Below are 17833 nucleotides of genomic sequence, written 5' to 3' on the forward strand. Positions count from 1 at the left end.
CCGCTCCCCGGGGGGGGGGGGGGGTTGGGGGGGGGGGTCCGGGGCCGGGTCCGGCGGGGGCCGGCGCGGGGGCCCGGCGGCGACCGCCGGGGGGGGGCCCCGGGGCCGACGGGTGACGTCGTCAGCGTGCGGCGAGCGCCCGGCCGGCGGCGACGGCGGCGGCCTCCGCCTCCTTCTTCATCAGCTCGGCGGGCTCGGCGAGCGCGTCCATCGCGGGGTTGACGCCGACGAGGGTGAGCTCGCGCTCGATCACCGTGAGGTCGGCCTGCCAGACGTCGCCGATGATGCGGCGCAGGTAGCCGATGGCGTGGTCCCAGCCCTCCTTGGGCGTGCCCGCCGCGTAGCTGCCGCCGCGCGTCACGACGAGCACGACGGGCTTGCCCGCGAGGTACGGGTCGCCGACGGTGCCGCCCGCGATCGCCAGGTCGATCCAGGTCTTGACGTGCTGCGAGACGCCCCAGTTGTAGAGCGGCAGGGCGAGCACGGCCGCGTCGGCGGCGCGCAGCTCGTCGGCGACCTCGACCGCGAGCGCGGCGGCGGCCGCCTGCTCGGGGGTGCGCTGCTCGACGGGCGTCCAGCCGGCGCCGACGGCGGTGGCCCAGGCGTCGGCGGGCAGCGGGTCCTCGCCGAGGTGCCGGTGGACGACCGTCTCGCCCGGTCGCGCGGCGAGGAGCTCGGCGGTGACGATGTCGGCGAGCGCGGCGCTCGCCGAGCGGTCGCCCTGGATGGTGGCGTCGATGCGCAGCACGGTCATGGTGCCTCCTGGTGTCTCGCGGCGGACGTCGCGATGTTGAATGCTCAACAGACAGTAGGCGGCATGGCTTGAATGTTCAACACCCGTAGACTTCCGGCATGACCGAGCGGGCTGACGAGGACGTCCCCTGGCTCGTGGGCGCCCAGCTGGAGGACTGGAAGGCCGTGATGGCGCTCGTCACCGTCCTGCCGGCGGCGATGGACGCCCAGCTCAAGCGCGACTCCGGGGTCAACCTGTACGAGTACCAGGTGCTCGCGGCCCTCTCCGCGCGGCCGCACGGCGAGCTCCCGATGAGCGACCTCGCCCGGCTGTCCGGCGGCTCCCCGTCCCGCCTCTCGCACGCCGTCTCACGGCTGGAGGACCTCGGGTGGGTCACGCGGGGGTCGTGCACCGAGGCCGGCAAGCGGACGAGCGCACGCCTCACCCCGGCGGGGCGCGAGAAGCTGCGTGCCACCGCGCCCGGGCACGTGCGCGAGGTGCGCCGTCTCGTCGTCGACGTGCTCGGGCCGGAGGGGTTCGCCGCCCTGGCACGCGCCGGCCGGGCGGTCACGCAGGTCGCCGCACCCGACGTCGCGGCGATCCTCGCCGCGCCCGTGCCGACGGCGCGCGGCTAGCGCGGGCGGCGTCCGGTCGGACGAGCGCCGGTCGGACGAGCGCCGGTCGGACGAGCGCCGGTCGGACGAGCGCCGGTCGGACGAGCGCCGGACGGACGACGAGCGGGCTCAGGACTCCTCGGCGTCCCAGTCCGTCAGCGCGACGGAGCCCGCGAGCAGGGCGGTCGTGGCGAGCCACAGCGTGCGCGCCCTCGGCTCCTTCGCGATGCCCGTGAGCAGCGGCAGCGCCACGTAGAGCGGGTCGGAGAGCAGGTCGGCCGTGCGGTGCGCCTTGAGGGACAGCACCGGCTTCAGTGCCAGCGGCGTGCGCGTCAGCGCGTTCACCACCGTCGCAACCGTGCCGAAGGCGCCGAAGAACACCTTGGCCCGGGTGCTCATGCCGAGCACGTGCGGCACGGTGAGGAGGGTGCCGGCGACCCCGTAGTCGAGCGCGGCGTGGACCGTGGGGGAGATGGGCTTCGTCATGCACCGAGGCTAGGAACGGCGGCCGGTGCCCGCCGCCCGAGGCGCGGAAGTCGGGCGCGGGCGTGTGGGAGACTGCCGCGCACCGGCGCTCGCGCCGGTCGGGAGGGCTGGCTGAGCGGCCGAAAGCGACGGTCTTGAAAACCGTTGGTGCGGTGACCCCGTACTCAAGGGTTCGAATCCCTTGCCCTCCGCTGGTCCGACGGGCGCGGGTTCCCAGGCCGGCCACCCGGGCGCCATCATGAGGCGATGACGTTCCGCGGGGGCACGGGCAGCGGGCGGACGCCGGGCGACGTGGTCGTCGTCGGCGGGAGCCTCGCCGGGCTGCTGGCCGCCGCCGCGCTGGCCGGCCCGGGGCGGACCGTGACCGTGGTGGAGCGGGACGTCGTGGCCGACGCCCCGGCGCCGCGCCCCGGCGTGCCGCAGGGGCGCCAGCCGCACGCGCTGCTGTACCGGTCGCTGGTGGCGGTCGAGGAGCTGCTGCCGGGGTTCGGCGACGACCTGCGGGCTGCCGGCGCCGTGCCGGTCGACACGGGTGCGCTCGCGTGGCTGGGTGAGCTCGGGTGGTCGCCGGACAGCGAGCAGTTCCCCGTCCTTTCCGCGTCGCGTCCCCTGATCGAGCACGTCGTGCGGACGCGCGTCCTCGAGCTGCCGGGGGTCCGGACGGTCGACGGAGCCCGCGTCACCGGCCTGAGCGCAGCCGACGCGGATCCGGGCTCCGGCGCCGATCCCGGCTCGCCGAGGTGGTCGGTCGCGCTCGAGGGGCGCGAGGCGCTGCCCGCGGACCTCGTCGTCGACGCGTCCGGCCGTGCGTCGCGGCTGCCCGTGTGGCTCGACGCGCTGGGCGTCCCCCCTGCCGCCGTCGAGCAGGTCGACGCCCGCATCGGGTACGCGACGCGCACGCTCCGGCTGCCCGTCGACGCCGTCGGTCCCGCCGGCGTGGTGATCGCGCAGCTGCCGGACCAGCCGGGCGGCATCGCGCTGCCGGTGGAGGGCGGGCGCTGGCTCGTCGCGGCCGCCGGCGCGGGCGACCGGCGGCCGCCCCGTGAGCCCGACGCGTGGCGCGCCTACCTCGGCGCGCTGCGCGACCCGGCGCTCGCGGAGATCGTCGACGCGGGTGAGCTCGAGGGCGAGGTCGTCGTCCACCGGCAGACGGCGAACGTGCGCCACCGGTACGACCGGGTGCCGGGCTGGCCCGGCGGGCTCGTCGTCGTCGGCGACGCGCTGTGCGCGTTCGACCCCGTGTACGGGCAAGGTGTCGCGGTGGCCGCGCTGGAGGCGCTCGCGCTGCGGGACGCGGTCCGGCGGGACGACCTGACGACCGCGCGCGGTGCCCGGCGGTTCCTGCGCCGGGCGGTCCGGGCCGGCGCGCTGCCGTGGGCGATCGCCACCGGGGAGGACCTGCGGCTGCCCACGTCCGAGGGGCGGGTGCCGCGGGCCACCGCGCTCGCGGGCGTGTGGACGGGCGAGCTCGCGCGCCTCGGGACGCACGGCGACACCGTCGCGCAGGCGGCGCTCGCCCGGGTCTACCACCTCATGGCGTCGCCGCTGAGCGTGTACCGGCCGTCGCTCGTGGCGCGCGTGCTCCGCGCGCGGCTGCGCGGGTACGGCCCGCCGGTGCCGCGGCCGCAGATCGTGCGCGGGGCGGTGCGCGGGGCCGCGGACGTCTCGCCACCGGCCGCCCGCCCGTAGGCTCCCGCGCGTGGAGGACGACGTGACCGCGCAGGTGGACCGGGCCGACGACGCGACCGGCGGCGGAGGTGCGGGTGCGCCCACGGCCACGCCGGTCGGGACCGACCTCGGCGCGCTCGACCACGCGGCCGCCGCCGCGATGTGGGACCGCTACGCCGCCGTCCACCCCGCCGCCGCCCGCGACGGCTACGTCGTCGACCGGTTCGGCGACTCCGCGGCGCTGTCGGACGCGCTGCTCGCCGTCGTCCTCGAGGGCCGCAAGCGTGCGACCGCCGAGCTCGTCACCGAGTTCGCCGCGCGCGACGAGCCCCTGCCGCGCATCGGGGCGCACTGGGTCGCGTGCGACGGCGCCGGCCGCCCGCGCGCGATCCTGCGCAGCACCGAGCTGCGGGTCGCGACGTTCGACGAGGTCGACGAGCGGTTCGCGTACGACGAGGGCGAGGACGACCGGACGCTGACGTCGTGGCGCCGCGAGCACCGCCGGTACTGGGAGCGGACGTGCGCGCGCCGCGGGGTCGTCTGGCGGGAGGACGACGAGATCGTGCTCGAGCGGTTCGCGGTCGTGTGGCCGCCAGAGGTCGCGGACGGGGCGACGCCCGGGCGCTGACGCGGCGCGCGGGCGGGTGAACCCGACGTTCACCCGACCCCGCCGATCCGGACGAACCGGGCGCGACGTACGTTCGCGAGGAGCCCGCCCGACGGGGTGCGGGCAGACCGGGGGGTCACCATGAACGTGTCGTCGTCCGTCGTCGCCACCGCGCTCGTCGCGGGGTCGCTGGTCCTGGCAGGGCCTGCCGCGGCCGCCCCGCCGAGGGCGTCCGCCGTCCCGCCCGCCCTCGCGTGCGGAGACGCGGTGGAGGGGGCCGTGGTCCTCACGCACGACCTGGTCTGTGCGGAAGGGCCCGGGCTGGTCCTGTCCCGCGGCGCCACGCTCGACCTCGGCGGGCACACGCTCCGCGGCTCCGGATCGGGGACGGCGCTGCTGGTCGACTGGCCGAGCGAGGACCCCGGCACGGGCCCCGTGGCGGTCGCGAACGGGACGGTCGTCGGGTGGGGAGACGGTCTGGCCGTGAGCGAGGCGGACGTGACCGTGCGGGACGTGACGTTCGACCGGATCACGTCGACCGCCGTCGCCGCGCACCCCGCGTCGTCGGTCGTGCTCGAGTCGTCGACCGTCCGGCGCAGCGGGACGGGCGTCCTGGTGTACTTCTTCAGCGGTCTGACGGTCAGGGGCTCGCGGTTCCTCGACAACGGCACGGGCGTGATCGCCGGCTCCGACAGCGGCTACACGGTCACCGACTCGACCTTCGAGGGCAACACGCAGGGTGTGCTGTGCGACGAGTCGCACGGGGAGGTCACGCGCTCCCGGTTCGTGCGCAACGAGACGGCCGTCCACTTCGACTGGTGCAGCGCCAGCCGCCTGCACGACAGCGAGCTCGTGCGCAACGGCACCGCCCTGCGGACGACGTACCCGTCGATCCACGTCAACGACTCCGAGGGCAACCAGGTCTTCCGCAACCGGTTCGACCGCAACGACGTCGCCGTCACCCTGCGGCTCAACGCGCACCTTCAGGACAACCGGTTCACCCGCAACGGCACCGCGGTCACCGCCCTGACGGCCGGCCTGCAGCAGGAGATCGGGCTCATCGCGATGGAGCGCAACACCTTCGACCGCAACGGCGACGCCGTCGACGTCGACACGAGGATCCGGATGCAGGACAACGTCGCGACGCGGAACACCGGCTGGGGCATCCACACCCCGGCCGCGGAGGACCTCGGCGGCAACGTCGCGTGGGGCAACGGCCGCGAGCCGCAGTGCACCGGCGTGGTGTGCACGGGACGTCCGCGGTCGTGACCGTCCCGGGGTGAAACCGACGTTCACCCGCGGTGCCCGTACCGGGACGAAACGGGCGGTCATAGGTTCGCGGTGAGCCCCGTCCAGAGGGGCGCGGGCAGACCGGGGGGTCACCATGAACGTGTCGTCGTCCGTCGTCGCCACCGCACTGGTCGTCGGGTCGTGCGTCCTCGCCGCACCCGCGGTCGCGGCGCCACCGCCCACCGCAGCGCCGGCGCTCGCGTGCGGGGACACGGTCACCGGGGCCGTCGTCCTCGGCCGCGACCTCGTCTGCACGACCGCGCCGGGGCTGGTCCTGACGCGGGGCGCCACGCTCGATCTCGGCGGTCACACGGTCCGCGGTCCGGGCGAGGGGACGGGCCTGCTCATCCACTGGCCGGACGGGGAGTCGGGGACGGACCCGGTGACGGTCGTGAACGGCACGGTGCGGGACTGGGGCGACGGCATCGTCGCGAACGAGGCCGCCGTGATCGTGCGCGACATGACGCTCGTGGACATCCCCGGCACCGCCGTCTCCGGGTTCCTGAGCGACCTCACGGTCGACCGGACCACGGTCCGCCGCACGGGGAACGGCGTGAACCAGTTCTACTTCGGCTCGGTCACGGTCACCGCGTCACGGTTCGTCGACAACGGCCTCGGGGTGACCGCCGGGTCCAGCGGACAGCTGACGGTGGACGGCTCGACGTTCGAGGGCAACGGGACGGGCGTGGACTGCAGCGAGGCGGTCGTCCGGATCGCGCGTACGCGGCTCGTCCGGAACACCACGGCGGTCCACTTCGACTGGTGCATCGGCGGCGAGCTGCTCGACAGCGAGCTGGTCCGCAACGGGACGGCGCTGCGGACCCGGACGCCGACGCCGTGGGTGGACTGGCTGGGGGACCAGGTCGTGGGCAACCGGTTCGACCGGAACGACGTCGCGCTCGACCTCCGCGAGAACGCGGACCTGCGGGACAACGTGTTCACGAGGAACGGCACCGCGTTCCGCGCCCTCACGGCGGACAGCGACTTCCCGATCAGGCTGTTCACGATGGAGCGCAACACGTTCGACCGCAACGGCGACGCGGTGGACGTCGACACGCCGATCCGCATCCAGGACACCGTGGCGACCCGGAACACCGGCTGGGGCATCCACACCCCGGCCGCGGAGGACCTGGGCGGCAACGTGGCGTGGGGCAACGGCCGCGAGCCGCAGTGCACCGGCGTGGTCTGCGCGGGACGTCCGCGCTCGTGACGCCGGCGGGCGGCATCATGGCGCGGTGACCGACGCCACCGACGCCGCCCGTGACACCCTCCCTGCCGACCCGCAGCCCCTGATGGGGTTCGCGGACCTGGTGGCCATGCTCGAGCCCCTCGACGAGTTCCGGGGCGACGGCCCGTCGCCGCAGGAGGTCGTGGCGGCGTTCCCGGAGTGGGCGGCGGTCGACGTCGAGGACGTCACGGTCGACGGCCCGCACGGGCGCGTGCCCGCACGCCTGTACCGACCGGGCGGCGCGGACGCCGCGCCCGTGCGGGCCGCGTGCGTGTGGGTGCACGGCGGCGCGTTCGTCATGGGGACGCTCGACATGGCGGAGTCGCACGCGGTCGGGCTGGCGCTCGCCCACCGCGGGGTCGCCGTGCTCGCGCTCGACTACCGCAAGGCGCTGCGCGGCGTCCGGCACCCGGTCCCGCTCGACGACGTCGCCGCCGGCTGGGCGTGGGCACGCGCGCACGCCGACCGGCTCGGCGTGGCGGCCGACGACCTGCACCTGGGCGGCGCGTCGGCGGGCGGCGCGCTCGTCGCCGGGCTGACGCTGCGGCTGCGCGACCGCGGCGAGCCGCTGCCGCGCTCCCTCGTCCTCGCGTACACGGCCGTGCACCCGGGGCCCGTCGGCCCGTCGGAGGAGCTCGCCCGGATCCGTCGCGAGACCGCCGACGCCTTCGGCGACGACTTCATGGACGCCTGCTGCGCGAACTACGCCGGCGCCGCGATCGGCGACCCGTACGCGTTCGCGGCGAACGGCGACGCGACCGGCCTGCCGCCGACCCTCGTGCTCACGTGCGAGCAGGACGTGCTGCGGTTCTCCGCGGAGGAGTGGGCCCGGGACGCGACCGCGGCCGGCGTGGACGTCGTGCTCGAGGACCTGCCCGGTGCGCGCCACGGCGTCCTGGACCAGCCGACGACCGCGCACGGCCGCACCATGACGACGCGCATCGGCGACTGGCTGCTGACCGGCGCCGACGGCCGCGCCTGACGGGCGTCGCGGACGTGCCGCGTCAGCCCGCCACGCGCCGCACGAGCTCGGCGATGCGCTTCTCGTCCGCCGGCGTCACGTCGGTCAGCGCGAACGCGGTCGGCCACATGGTGCCGTCCTCGAGCTCCGCGACGTCGTTGAAGCCCAGGGTCGCGTAGCGCGTGCCGAACTTGGCGGCCGCCTGGAAGAAGCAGACGACCTTGCCGTCCTTCGCGTACGCCGGCTGCCCGTACCAGGTGCGCGGCGTGAGCGTCGGGGCGTGCTCGCGCACGATCGCGTGCACGCGCTCGGCGAGCGCGCGGTCGGCCGGCGGCATCTCGGCGATCTTCTCGAGCAGGTCCTGCTCGCGGTCGGCCTTCGAGCCGCGCTTGCGGGCCTTCCTCACCTCGGCGGCGCGCTCCTTCATCGCGGCGCGCTCCTCGGCGGTGAAGCTGCCCTCGTCGGTACCCGTCGTCGTCATGTCGTCCTCCGTGGTCTCGGTGTGCTCGTCAGCCTAGGGACGGCGGGTGACCTGCGGCTTCTTCGTTCCTGACCACCTCGTCGCGCGTGCCGGTCAGGCGCGCACGACCCCGGCAGCGAACGCGTCGAGGCTCGCCGCCGAGCGCTGCCACCCGGCAGGGCGGTCCTGCACCACCCACGCGCGCTCGCGCAGCGCGTGCAGGACCTCGTGCACGGCGAGGCGGTCGGCCGCGGACGGGCCCGCGGGGCCGTACCCGTCGAGCAGCGCGCGGACGTCGGCGTGCCGGTGCGTGCGCACGTGCCGGACGGTCTGCGCCAGGTCGGCGAGGGGGTCGTCCCACGCGGCGCGCTCCCAGTCGACGAGGCCGCTCGGCCGGTCGGAGGCGTCGACGAGGAGGTTGCCGCCGGTGAGGTCGCGGTGGCAGAGGACGGGGCCGGGGCACGCGGCGACCGCGTCGCGTGCGCCCACGACGAAGGCGTCGACGTCGCGCGCGAGGTCGTGGTCCCCGCCGGTGCGGAGGTACTCGTCGAGCGTCGCGCCCGCCCGCTCGCGCAGGTGTGCCCACGGGTCGTCCTGCCACGGTCCGGCGACGAGCCCGCCGTACCGGTCACCGCGCACGGCGTGGACCCGGCGGAGCGCGGCACCGACCGCCCGCCAGACCGCCTCCGACGTCGCGGCAGGGCGCGCGTCGCGGCGGTCGGCCCACCGCACCCCGTCGAGCCGGGTCATGAGCAGGTGGTCGGCGTCGCCCGCGCGCCCGTGCGCGACGACGGCCGGCACGGGCAGGCCGGCCCCGCCCGCGCCGCCCCGGTCCGCACGCGCCGCCGCCACGAGCTCGAGCGCCACCCGTTCCGAGGGGGCCGCCCCGGCGGCGTCGGCGCGGTACAGCTTGAGGACGAGGCGCCGCCCGGTCCCGTCGGTCACGCCGACGACGTGACCGACCGCGCCCTGCACCGACGGCGCCCAGTCGTCGACGACCAGGCCGGCGACGGCCGGCCGCAGCGCCTCGAGCGCCGCGGCGACCGTCGCCGCCGGGAGCGCCACGCCGGTCAGGGGCGGCCGTGCGGGTGCAGCAGCACCTTCGTCCAGCCGTCCTCGCGCGCGTCGAAGTGCGCGTACGCGTCCGGGCCCTCGTCGAGGCCCAGGTGGTGCGACACGAGGAACGACGGGGTCGCCCGGCCGGCGACGATGAGGTCGCGCAGCTGCCGGTTGTAGCGCATCACCGGTGCCTGACCCGTGCCGAGGTGCTGGCCCTTGGCGAAGAGCTGCCCGAACTGGAAGGGGATGCGCCCCTCCTTCGCCTGCTCGGTCGCAGCACCCGGGTCCTCGGGTGCGTAGACGCCGACGACGCCGATGCCGCCCGTGCTCCGCACGACCTGCACGAGGTTGTCGAGCACGAGCTCGGGGTGCTCCTCGCCGGTGGCGTCGTGCGCCTGGTACCCGACGGCCTCGACGCCGCAGTCCGTGCCGCGCCCCTGCGTCGCGTCCAGGATCTGGTCGACCGGGCTGCCGACGGACAGGTCCACAGCGACCGCGCCGATCGACTCCGCGAGGCGCAGCCGGTCGGGCTCCTTGTCGACGACGAACACGCGCGCGGCGCCGCGGATCAGTGCGGAGTGCGCCGCCATCAGCCCCACCGGCCCGGCGCCGAACACCGCGACGTCGTCGCCGGGCTGCAGGCCCGCCAGCACGGTGCCGTGCCAGCCGGTCGGGAAGATGTCGCTGAGCATCGTGAAGTCGTCCTCGTGCTCGGTGCCCTCCGGCAGCTCGAGCAGGTTCACGTCGGCGAACGGCACGCGCAGGTACTCGGCCTGGCCGCCGGGGTACGGGCCCATGTTCGCGTAGCCGTACGCGGCGCCGTCCATGCCCTCGGTCGGGTTGGTGCGGGTGCAGTACGACGTCCAGCCCTGCAGGCAGTTGCGGCACGTGCCGCACGCGATGTTGAACGGCACGCTGACGCGGTCGCCGACCGTGATGCGCGTGACCGCGGGGCCGACCTCCTCGACGACGCCCATGTTCTCGTGGCCCAGCACGGTGCCGCACTCGACGGCCGTGCGGCCCTCGTACATGTGCAGGTCGGAGCCGCAGATGTTCGTGGTGGTGAGCCGGATGACCGCGTCGGTCGGCTGCTCGACGCGGGCGTCGGGGACGTCCTGGACGGTGACCTTGCGGGGGCCTTCGTAGACGAGTGCGCGCACGGTTCCTCCTGGGGTGGCACGGGTGCGGTGGCGCGCGCCTGTCCGGCGCGCCGGGGCGGCAGCGGGTGCCGTCCCTCCCGTCCCACCCTGCGCCCGGCCTCCTGGACGCGCATCCGGGACGCCGAGACACGCACGCCGGCCCCGCCCCCCGGTGCAGCGGGGGACGGGGCCGGCGCGGTCGGTGGGGCGGTCAGCCCTCGGTGCCGTGCTCGTGCTCGTGGTCGTGCTCGGCGTGCTCCTCGGCGGTCTCGCCCGCGTGCTCGGCGTGCTCCTCGGCCGTCTCGCCGGCGTGCGCGTCGGCGTGGTGCTCGTGCGTGCGGCCGGGGGCCGAGGTGATCTCGTTCGGCGTGACCTCGAGGGTCACCTCGTTCCAGACCTCGCCGGTCTCGATGTCGACCGCGAGGACGCGGTCCGTCGACGGGTCGGTGACGTACGCGGTGCCGTCGAGCACGTGGATCGCCGGACGCGCCTCCTGCCACTCCATCGGCTCCTCCCACGCGTCGATGACGGGGATGGAGCGCGTGAGCGTGGCGGTCGCCGGGTCGATGACGTGGATCTGGCCGTCCGTGCCGAGAACGAGGGCCTCGCCGGCGTCGCCGCGGGCGAGCGAGCGGAACGTGTACGACGACGGCAGGTCGACGACGCGCAGCGTGCCGGCGGCCGTGTCGGTGATCGTCACGCGGGTCGGGCGCTCGAGCTCGGCGTCCTTGTCCGTCTTGTAGTCGCCGAGCACGTACGGGGACGACTCGTGGCCGGCCTGGTTGCCGATGCGGCCGTAGGCGTCGGGCGCCTGGACCTTCGTGACGGTCTGGCCCGAGACGATGACGATGCCGTCGGTGCAGCCCACCGTGACGACGTCCCCGGCGGCGACGGCCTCGCCGTGCACGCCCGGGCACTGGTCGGTGGCGGCGATCTCGGTGTCGTCGGCGCCGAGCAGGCGGACGCCCGTGCGCTCGTCCTCGGTGCCCTCCGAGACGACCATCGTGTCGTCGGTGCGGACGACCGCGACGCCGTGGTGCGCGGAGGGCGTCGTGTACTCGCGGACGACCGCGTCCTCGCCCTCGGCGACCGCGGCCGGGTCGACGACCGTGACCTCGCCGGTGCCGTCGGCGAACAGCGCGAGCGTGTCGCCGTGCACGACCGCGTGGCCGGGCTCGTCGGCGTCGAACACCGTGTCGGTGAGCGTCGGGGTGGTCGTCCAGTAGTGGTCGTGGTCGCCGTGCGGCTGGGCCCACGTGCCCGCGTCGAGGACCTGGAACCCGCCCTCGGTGGACACCATGACGTGCCGCCCGTCGCCCGCGGGGTTCACGCGCAGGAACCCGTCCGCCTCGATGGTCTCGACCGTCTCGAGCGTGGTCGCGTCGAGGACGACGAGGCCGCCGTCGTAGGTGAGCACGAGGCGCGGCTTGACGGCCGCCTCCTCGGTCTTGGCGGCGGTCGCGTCCGCGGTGGCGGAGGGCGTGGACGTCGCGGCGGGCTCGGAGGAGCCGCCGGCGCAGGCGCCGAGGAGCGCGAGGGGCAGGGCGAGCGCCGCGAGGCGGACGCCGGCGCGGCGGGTGAGGGCGGGGTGATTCATGCCGACGACCGTAACCGAGAGTGCGACCCGTTTGCAATTAGCGCCGGGCGTCGCCGTAACGCCACGACGCCCGCCCCCGCGGGTGGGGGACGGGCGTCGTCGTAGTGCGGGTCGTGCCGCGAGGGTCAGAACGCGGGCAGGACCTCGCCGGCCGGCCAGCGCTCCTCGATGAAGGCCTTCACCTCGTCGGAGTGCAGGAGCTCGTCGAGCGTCACGATGGCCTCGTTCTCCTTGTCCTCCGAGCGCACGGCGAGGAAGTTCGCGTACGGGTTGTCGTCGCCGGACTCCAGCACGATCGCGTCCTCGGCCGGGTTCAGGCCCGCCTCGAGCGCGAAGTTGCCGTTGATGATCGCGGCGTCCACGTCCTGCAGCGACACGACGAGCTGCTCCGGCGCCGTCTCGACGAACTCGAGGTCCTTGCTGTTCTCCTCGATGTCGAGCAGCGTCGGGTCGCCGTCGGTCTCCGCGAGCGTGATCAGCCCGGCGTCGACGAGCAGGTCGAGCGCACGCGCCTGGTTGCCCGGGTCGTTCGTGATGCCGATCGTGCCGCCGGCGGGGATGTCCTCGACGGCGTCCACCGACTCCGAGTACAGGCCGTACGGCTCGATGTGCACGCCCTCGAAGTGGTCGAAGTCGAAGCCCTGCTCCTCGACCTGCGCCTCGAAGTAGGGCAGGTGCTGGAAGTAGTTCGCGTCGAGCTCGCCCTCGGCGAGCGCCGTGTTGGGCAGGACGTAGTCGGTGAACTCGCGGATCTGCAGCTCGATGCCCGCGTCGGCCGCGAGCTCGTCCTGCACGAACTGGAGGATCTCGGCGTGCGGCACCGGACTCGCGCCGACGACGACGACGACCGCGCCGCCCTCCGCCGTGGCCCGGCCCGAGGGCTGCACGTCGTCCCCGCCGCCCGCGCAGCCGGCCATCACCAGGGCCGCTGCGGACAGGACGGCTGCGGTGCGGACGGTTCGCTTCATCGGGTGTTCCTCTCGTGCACGCCCTCCGGTCGAGGACGAGGTCGGGTGCGCGGCGGTCGCCGCGGTGCGTGCGCTCACCGGTGGTCCAGGCGGCGCGCGACGGCGTCCCCGACGACCTGGACCACGGTGACCAGGACGACGATGACGACGACGGACGTGTAGAGCACGGTGGGGTCGAACCGCTGGAAGCCGTAGCTGATCGCCAGGAACCCGAGACCCCCGGCGCCGATCGCGCCGACCATCGCGGAGAACCCGATGAGCGAGATGACGGTGATGGTGAACGCCGCCACGATCGAGGGCAGCGCCTCGCGCACGAGCACCTGCGACACGACCTTCGCGGTCGTCGAGCCCATCACGCGGGCCGCCTCGACCTTGCCGGCGGCGACGTCGCGCACGGCGGTCTCCACGAGCCGTGCGAAGAACGGGATCGTGCCGATGCTGAGCGGCACCACGGCCGCCTCCCAGCCCAGCGAGGTGCCGACGATCGCCCGGGTCAGGGGGATCAGCGCGACCGCGAGGATGATGAACGGCAGCGCGCGCAGCACGTTGACGACGACGCCGAGCACCGCCGACACCGGCCGGTTGGGCGTCAGGCCGTCCGGCGCGACGGACCGCAGCAGCAGCCCGAGCGGCAGCCCGACGACCAGGGTCACGAGCGCCGACAGGCCGACCATCTGCAGGGTCTCGAGGGTCGCCGCGGGGAGCATCTCGGTGATGACGCGGTTCGACGTGAGGTCCGACCAGAAGCCGTCCATCAGGCCACCTCCTCCGTGCCGGCGGCCTCGCGGCCCGTCACCACCGGGTCCAGCCCGGCCGCGCGCAGCCGCGCCACCACCGCGTCCGTGCCGGACCGCGGGGCGTCGATGAGCAGGCGCCCGACCCGGCGCCCGGCGAGCGGCTCGACCGTCGCGGACAGCACCTCGACGTCGTCGCCGAGCGCGGCGACGGCCGCGAACGCGTCGCGCGTGGCGACGTCGTCGGTCGCGTACGTGACCTCGACCAGGTCGCGGCGCGCCTCGGGCGGCAGGTCCGGCACAGGGACGAGCGCGCGGGACAGCGGCGAGCCGGTCGCGGTGACGACCTCGGTGAGCGGGCCGGTCTGCACGACCCGGCCGTGCTCCAGCAGCGTCACCTCGTCGCAGACCTCGCGGACCACCGACGGCTCGTGCGTGATGACGACGACCGTGATCCCGAGCCGGTCGCGCAGGTCGCGCACCAGGCCGAGGATCTGCCGGGTCGTCTCGCCGTCGAGGGCCGACGTCGGCTCGTCGCACAGCAGCACGGCCGGCTCGGTGGCCAGCGCCCGCGCGATGCCGACGCGCTGCTTCTGCCCGCCCGACAGCTGCGCGGGGTACGCGCCGGCGCGGTGGCCCAGGCCGACGAGGTCGAGGAGCTCCGCGACGCGCTCGCGGCGGCGCTCGCGCGGCACGCCGGCGACCTCCAGCGGGAACGCGACGTTCGCCGCGATGGTCCGCGAGTCCAGCAGGTTCACGTGCTGGAACACCATGCCCATGGCGCGCCGCGCGGTGCGCAGCTGCTTCTCCGACAGGCCGGTGAGCGTCGTGCCGTCGACGGTGACCGTGCCTGAGGTCGGCTGCTCGAGGCCGGTGAGGCAGCGGATCAGGGTGGACTTGCCGGCGCCGGAACGGCCGACGATCCCGTGCACGACGCCCCGGCCGACCGACAGGTCGATGCCGTCGAGCGCGACGACCGGCCCGTCGGCGGACGGGTACACCTTGCGCAGGGCGGACAGCTCGATCACGGGGGACGGTTCCTTCGTCGGGCGCGCGGCTCGCGGCGGGCCGCAGGTCTCGCGGCCGGTGAGGGGTGGCGCCGGGGGCGGCGCGGTCTGCCGTCGGGACGGCGGGGCGGGCGGGGCCCGCGGGGTCAGCTCAGCGCCGACACATGACGCCGCGACACGTGCACGCCGCGGCGGGAGCCGGGCGCATGCAGGTCGGGTCGGGGCGTGCCATGCCGGTCATGGAAGCACACCGTCCGGGCCCGACATCGGCCGCGTCCCACCATCCGAGACGTCGGAGGGCGTGCCGCGTCTCGCTCAGCGAGCAGGCGCGGTGCGCACGTGCTGCTCGCCCCGGAGCCGTCACGGCTCTTCCTGAGCCGTCACCCCGGCGAGGAAGGCGAGGATCCGGTCGAGCGCCTCGGGTCCGGGCGCCTCGTCGAGGTCGAACTGGTACTCGTGCGGCACCTCCGGCACCCGGTCGGCCGGGAAGAACAGCGTGTCCACGTCGACGCCCTGCGTCCGCAGCGCGTCCGCGAGCGCGTGCGAGTGCGGCTCCAGCGGGTCGCCGTTGCCGGCCGTGACGAACGTGGGCGGGAACGACGAGGACACGTGCTGGGGCAGCGAGGCGAACGACACCCGGTGGTCGCTCTCGAAGTCCTTCTCGCCCGTGTAGGCCCACAGGATGTCGCGCTGGAACCGGCCGACCAGGCCGTCGCCGTAGTCGGGCAGCGTGAGGTCGTAGGCGCCGCAGGCCAGGACGGCACCGAGGACCTGCGAGCGCTCGACGGCCTGCGGCAGCCCGGCGGCCCGCGCGTAGTCGTCGTCCGAGATCGCCATCACCGTCTGCGCGGCGAGGTGCGCGCCCGCGGAGTCGCCGGCGATCACGATCCGGTCGGGGTCCACGTGCAGGCGGTCCGCGTGCCGGACGACGTGCCGGATCGCGTCGGCGACCTGCTCGACCTGGTACGGGTAGTGCCGCTCGGGCGCCTTCGTGTACTCGACCGACACCGTGGTGTACCCGTGCGACGCGAGGATCTTCAGGTACGACGAGGTCCCGTCCTTCGTGCCCGCGACGAACGCGCCGCCGTGCACCCAGACGACGACGGGCAGGGGCCCGGCCGCGTCGGCGGGGCGGAAGACGTCGAGGCGGCCGTCGGGGTCGTCGGGGCGGTACCGCTCGTCGATGATCTCGTCTACGCCGTCCGGCACGTGCCGGGCGAGCGAGTCCTGCGCGGCCGTCCCGTTGAGGTCGGGCTGGTAGCGCAGCAGCAGGGTGGTGGGCCAGTAGCTGACCTGGAACGCGACGACCACGGCGAGGACGAGGGCCGCCAGCGTGCCGGCCGTCCACCCGAGCGCACTCCGCACCCGGTGGCGCGGCGGCCGTCGACGGTCCTCTTGCGGGGTCGGCGTCGCCGGCTCCCGGTCCTGCCGCTCGGCGATCTCGTCCACGCAGTCCCCCCGGTGCCGGCACGGCCGTCCGTCGTGATCCTGCCCGTCCCGCACCGTTCCGGCATCCGCGCGCCCCGCCGGCACCGCCGCCGTAGGGTGGCGGCCGTGCCCGAGGGTCATACCGTCCACCGCATCGCGCAGCAGCTCACGCTCGACCTGGTGGGTCGGCCGGTGGCCGTGTCGTCGCCCCAGGGCCGGTTCGCGGACGGCGCCGCGCGGCTCGACGGCCGGACCATGCTGGCCGCCACCGCCGTCGGCAAGCAGCTGTTCTGCCCGTTCGACTCCGGCGAGGTGCTGCGCGTGCACCTCGGCCTGTACGGCGCGTGGGACCTGTACGGGCAGGTCAGCCCGCTCACCGACGGCGGTCCCGCGCGCGGGAGCCTCGGCGCGCCGCGCGTCCGTCCCGCCACACGGCTGCGGGTCAGCGAGGAGGAGTCGGTGCACGCCGCACCCGACGACGGGACGTGGCCGCCGCCGCCCGTCGGGCAGGTGCGGGTGCGGCTCGCGACGGACGCGTTCGTCGCCGACCTGCGCGGGCCGTCCGCGTGCGAGGTGCTCACGCCGGACGCGGCGGACGCCGTGCGGGCACGCCTCGGGCCGGACCCGGTGACCGCCGAGGACGTCGACGCCGCCGGCGACGAGGTCGTGCGGCGGGTCACGAGCCGCGGCGTGGCGGTGGGCCAGCTGCTCATGGACCAGTCGGTGGTCGCCGGCATCGGCAACGTCTACCGCGCGGAGCTGCTGTTCCGTGCGCGCCTCGACCCGTGGACGCCTGGTCGGCGCGTCCCGCCGGACACCGTCCGCGCGCTCTGGCACGACTGGGCGGGCCTGCTCGCCGACGGCATCCGCGAGGGCGTCATGCTCACCCGCGAGGACCTCGACGCCGACGGCCGCGACCTCGCGCGCCACGACCCGACGGTGCGGCACTGGGTGTACCGCCGCACCGGCCTGCCGTGCCGGGTGTGCGGGACGCCCGTGCTCATGGAGGAGATGGCGACGCGCAACCTCTACCGCTGCCCGGTCTGCCAGGTCTGACCCGCCGGCCCGGCCCGACGGCGGCGGGCCGCCGTGCGCCCGACGTGCCGGACGCGCGCCCGTCGGCCAGGGTGGAGGACGTGCACGACGCCACCCCGCTCGCCGCCGCGCTGGAGGTCGCCGACTGGCGACGCCGCGTCGCGGAGACCTACGCGCAGGTGCGCACGCTCGCGCGCGACGACCCCGCCGGGGCCCACGCCGTGTGGGTGCAGCAGCGCGACGAGCTGTTCTGCGACCACCCCGCGTCGCCGCTCACGCCCGACGCCCGCGCCGACTTCGCCGGTCTCGACGTCGCGCCGTACGACCCGGCGTACCGGTTCGAGGTCGCGGTCGAGCCGGCCGCCGAGCAGCGGCTGGAGGTCGCGACCGGCACCGACGGCGTCGTCGGGTACGCGCGCGTCGGCACGGTCGACCTGCCCGGGCTCGGCCGCGTGACGCTGTGGTCGCTGCGCGGGTACGGCGGCGGCCTGTTCCTACCGCTGAAGGACGCGTCGGCGGGGCGGGACGGCGGCACGTACGGCGGTGGGCGCTACGTGCTCGACACGATCAAGGGCGCGGACCTCGGGTGCGACCGCGTCGGCCGGCTCGTCGTGGACCTCAACTTCGCCTACAACCCGTCGTGCGCGTACGACCACCGCTGGGCGTGCCCCCTCGCGACGCGCTCGAACACGGTCGACGTCGCGGTACCGGTCGGCGAGCGCGTCCCACCGACGACCGCCGCGGCCTGACCCCCGCCGCGCCACCGCCGACCCCCCCGACTGCGGTACATGCGTCACGAGTGCGGGTGCTGCAGCACCC

Annotated in this window: 18 protein-coding genes and 1 tRNA gene; 9 read left to right on the top strand and 10 right to left on the bottom strand. The window is 75.4% G+C overall.

The features are described from left to right. Positions 1 to 121: 121 nt before the first annotated feature. A complete protein-coding gene (locus ACFUMH_RS13455) occupies positions 122 to 754 on the bottom strand; it encodes an FMN-dependent NADH-azoreductase (RefSeq protein ID WP_378206248.1) in 633 nt (210 codons plus the stop codon). Positions 755 to 852: 98 nt separating this feature from the next. Here ACFUMH_RS13455 and ACFUMH_RS13460 point away from each other — a divergent pair, with 98 nt between their 5' ends. Beyond that, positions 853 to 1368 carry a MarR family winged helix-turn-helix transcriptional regulator gene (locus ACFUMH_RS13460; RefSeq protein WP_378206251.1) on the top strand — a complete coding sequence of 172 codons (516 nt, stop codon included), beginning with the start codon at positions 853 to 855 and terminating at the stop codon, positions 1366 to 1368. Between the two features lie 108 nt (positions 1369 to 1476). Here ACFUMH_RS13460 and ACFUMH_RS13465 read toward each other — a convergent pair whose 3' ends face one another. Further along, complete coding sequence (locus tag ACFUMH_RS13465) at positions 1477 to 1833, bottom strand: hypothetical protein (RefSeq protein WP_378206254.1); 357 nt, start codon at positions 1831 to 1833, stop codon at positions 1477 to 1479. 101 nt (positions 1834 to 1934) lie between these two features. On the opposite strand from ACFUMH_RS13465, the gene ACFUMH_RS13470 reads away from it, so the two are divergent. The 6 genes from ACFUMH_RS13470 (at position 1935) to ACFUMH_RS13495 (ending at position 7608) form a co-directional block, all read left to right on the top strand. Then, positions 1935 to 2024 (top strand) — tRNA-Ser (locus ACFUMH_RS13470). A gap of 55 nt (positions 2025 to 2079) precedes the next feature. Further along, positions 2080 to 3522 (top strand): NAD(P)/FAD-dependent oxidoreductase, encoded by a 1443-nt coding sequence (locus ACFUMH_RS13475; RefSeq protein WP_378206257.1) that lies wholly within the window; start codon positions 2080 to 2082, stop codon positions 3520 to 3522. 139 nt (positions 3523 to 3661) lie between these two features. Then, a complete protein-coding gene (locus tag ACFUMH_RS13480) occupies positions 3662 to 4129 on the top strand; it encodes an ASCH domain-containing protein (RefSeq protein WP_378206299.1) in 468 nt (155 codons plus the stop codon). Positions 4130 to 4249: 120 nt separating this feature from the next. Next, positions 4250 to 5377: a right-handed parallel beta-helix repeat-containing protein gene (locus ACFUMH_RS13485; protein ID WP_378206259.1), complete on the top strand. Its 1128-nt coding sequence runs from the start codon at positions 4250 to 4252 to the stop codon at positions 5375 to 5377. 115 nt (positions 5378 to 5492) lie between these two features. Next, a complete protein-coding gene (locus ACFUMH_RS13490) occupies positions 5493 to 6608 on the top strand; it encodes a right-handed parallel beta-helix repeat-containing protein (protein ID WP_378206262.1) in 1116 nt (371 codons plus the stop codon). Between the two features lie 25 nt (positions 6609 to 6633). Continuing rightward, complete coding sequence (locus tag ACFUMH_RS13495; RefSeq protein WP_378206265.1) at positions 6634 to 7608, top strand: alpha/beta hydrolase; 975 nt, start codon at positions 6634 to 6636, stop codon at positions 7606 to 7608. A gap of 22 nt (positions 7609 to 7630) precedes the next feature. On the opposite strand, the gene ACFUMH_RS13500 is transcribed toward ACFUMH_RS13495, so the two are convergent. The 8 genes from ACFUMH_RS13500 to ACFUMH_RS13535 all read right to left on the bottom strand — a co-directional run bounded on the left by ACFUMH_RS13500 (position 7631) and on the right by ACFUMH_RS13535 (position 16000). Beyond that, complete coding sequence (locus ACFUMH_RS13500; RefSeq protein WP_378206268.1) at positions 7631 to 8068, bottom strand: iron chaperone; 438 nt, start codon at positions 8066 to 8068, stop codon at positions 7631 to 7633. A gap of 93 nt (positions 8069 to 8161) precedes the next feature. After that, a complete protein-coding gene (locus tag ACFUMH_RS13505; protein WP_378206271.1) occupies positions 8162 to 9112 on the bottom strand; it encodes a phosphotransferase family protein in 951 nt (316 codons plus the stop codon). A gap of 5 nt (positions 9113 to 9117) precedes the next feature. Continuing rightward, positions 9118 to 10266, bottom strand: coding sequence for a glutathione-independent formaldehyde dehydrogenase (locus tag ACFUMH_RS13510; protein WP_378206274.1), 1149 nt, complete (start codon positions 10264 to 10266; stop codon positions 9118 to 9120). 190 nt (positions 10267 to 10456) lie between these two features. Beyond that, positions 10457 to 11842: a zinc metallochaperone AztD gene (gene aztD / locus ACFUMH_RS13515; protein WP_378206277.1), complete on the bottom strand. Its 1386-nt coding sequence runs from the start codon at positions 11840 to 11842 to the stop codon at positions 10457 to 10459. A gap of 125 nt (positions 11843 to 11967) precedes the next feature. Continuing rightward, on the bottom strand, positions 11968 to 12810 hold the full coding sequence (locus tag ACFUMH_RS13520; RefSeq protein ID WP_378206280.1) for a MetQ/NlpA family ABC transporter substrate-binding protein: 843 nt from the start codon (positions 12808 to 12810) through the stop codon (positions 11968 to 11970). A gap of 74 nt (positions 12811 to 12884) precedes the next feature. Then, positions 12885 to 13565 (bottom strand): methionine ABC transporter permease, encoded by a 681-nt coding sequence (locus tag ACFUMH_RS13525; protein ID WP_378206283.1) that lies wholly within the window; start codon positions 13563 to 13565, stop codon positions 12885 to 12887. Further along, the gene (locus ACFUMH_RS13530; RefSeq protein WP_378206287.1) at positions 13565 to 14572 is read right to left on the bottom strand and encodes a methionine ABC transporter ATP-binding protein; all 1008 of its coding nucleotides are present in this window, start codon (positions 14570 to 14572) and stop codon (positions 13565 to 13567) included. The genes ACFUMH_RS13525 and ACFUMH_RS13530 overlap by 1 nt, the downstream gene beginning before the upstream one ends. 339 nt (positions 14573 to 14911) lie before the next feature. Next, complete coding sequence (locus tag ACFUMH_RS13535; protein ID WP_378206290.1) at positions 14912 to 16000, bottom strand: alpha/beta hydrolase; 1089 nt, start codon at positions 15998 to 16000, stop codon at positions 14912 to 14914. 105 nt (positions 16001 to 16105) lie between these two features. Between ACFUMH_RS13535 and ACFUMH_RS13540 the strand changes: the two genes are divergently transcribed. Continuing rightward, positions 16106 to 17035, top strand: a complete 930-nt coding sequence (locus ACFUMH_RS13540) for an Fpg/Nei family DNA glycosylase (RefSeq protein WP_378206293.1) — start codon at positions 16106 to 16108, stop codon at positions 17033 to 17035. Positions 17036 to 17115: 80 nt separating this feature from the next. After that, the gene (locus tag ACFUMH_RS13545; RefSeq protein ID WP_378206296.1) at positions 17116 to 17763 is read left to right on the top strand and encodes a DUF1684 domain-containing protein; all 648 of its coding nucleotides are present in this window, start codon (positions 17116 to 17118) and stop codon (positions 17761 to 17763) included. The last annotated feature ends 70 nt before the right edge of the window (positions 17764 to 17833 follow it).

This window comes from Cellulomonas sp. NPDC057328, from assembly GCF_042667215.1.
In the GTDB taxonomy this organism is placed as follows: Bacteria; Actinomycetota; Actinomycetes; order Actinomycetales; family Cellulomonadaceae; genus Cellulomonas.

Excerpts from the sequence above, each read along its gene's own strand:
- ACFUMH_RS13485 (WP_378206259.1), top strand. The coding sequence starts at position 4,250 with ATGAACGTGTCGTCGTCCGTCGTCGCCACCGCGCTCGTCGCGGGGTCG.
- ACFUMH_RS13455 (WP_378206248.1), bottom strand. The coding sequence starts at position 754 with ATGACCGTGCTGCGCATCGACGCCACCATCCAGGGCGACCGCTCGGCG.
- ACFUMH_RS13520 (WP_378206280.1), bottom strand. The coding sequence starts at position 12,810 with ATGAAGCGAACCGTCCGCACCGCAGCCGTCCTGTCCGCAGCGGCCCTG.
- ACFUMH_RS13525 (WP_378206283.1), bottom strand. The coding sequence starts at position 13,565 with ATGGACGGCTTCTGGTCGGACCTCACGTCGAACCGCGTCATCACCGAG.
- ACFUMH_RS13460 (WP_378206251.1), top strand. The coding sequence starts at position 853 with ATGACCGAGCGGGCTGACGAGGACGTCCCCTGGCTCGTGGGCGCCCAG.
- ACFUMH_RS13465 (WP_378206254.1), bottom strand. The coding sequence starts at position 1,833 with ATGACGAAGCCCATCTCCCCCACGGTCCACGCCGCGCTCGACTACGGG.
- ACFUMH_RS13480 (WP_378206299.1), top strand. The coding sequence starts at position 3,662 with ATGTGGGACCGCTACGCCGCCGTCCACCCCGCCGCCGCCCGCGACGGC.
- ACFUMH_RS13490 (WP_378206262.1), top strand. The coding sequence starts at position 5,493 with ATGAACGTGTCGTCGTCCGTCGTCGCCACCGCACTGGTCGTCGGGTCG.
- aztD (WP_378206277.1), bottom strand. The coding sequence starts at position 11,842 with ATGAATCACCCCGCCCTCACCCGCCGCGCCGGCGTCCGCCTCGCGGCG.
- ACFUMH_RS13500 (WP_378206268.1), bottom strand. The coding sequence starts at position 8,068 with ATGACGACGACGGGTACCGACGAGGGCAGCTTCACCGCCGAGGAGCGC.
- ACFUMH_RS13475 (WP_378206257.1), top strand. The coding sequence starts at position 2,080 with ATGACGTTCCGCGGGGGCACGGGCAGCGGGCGGACGCCGGGCGACGTG.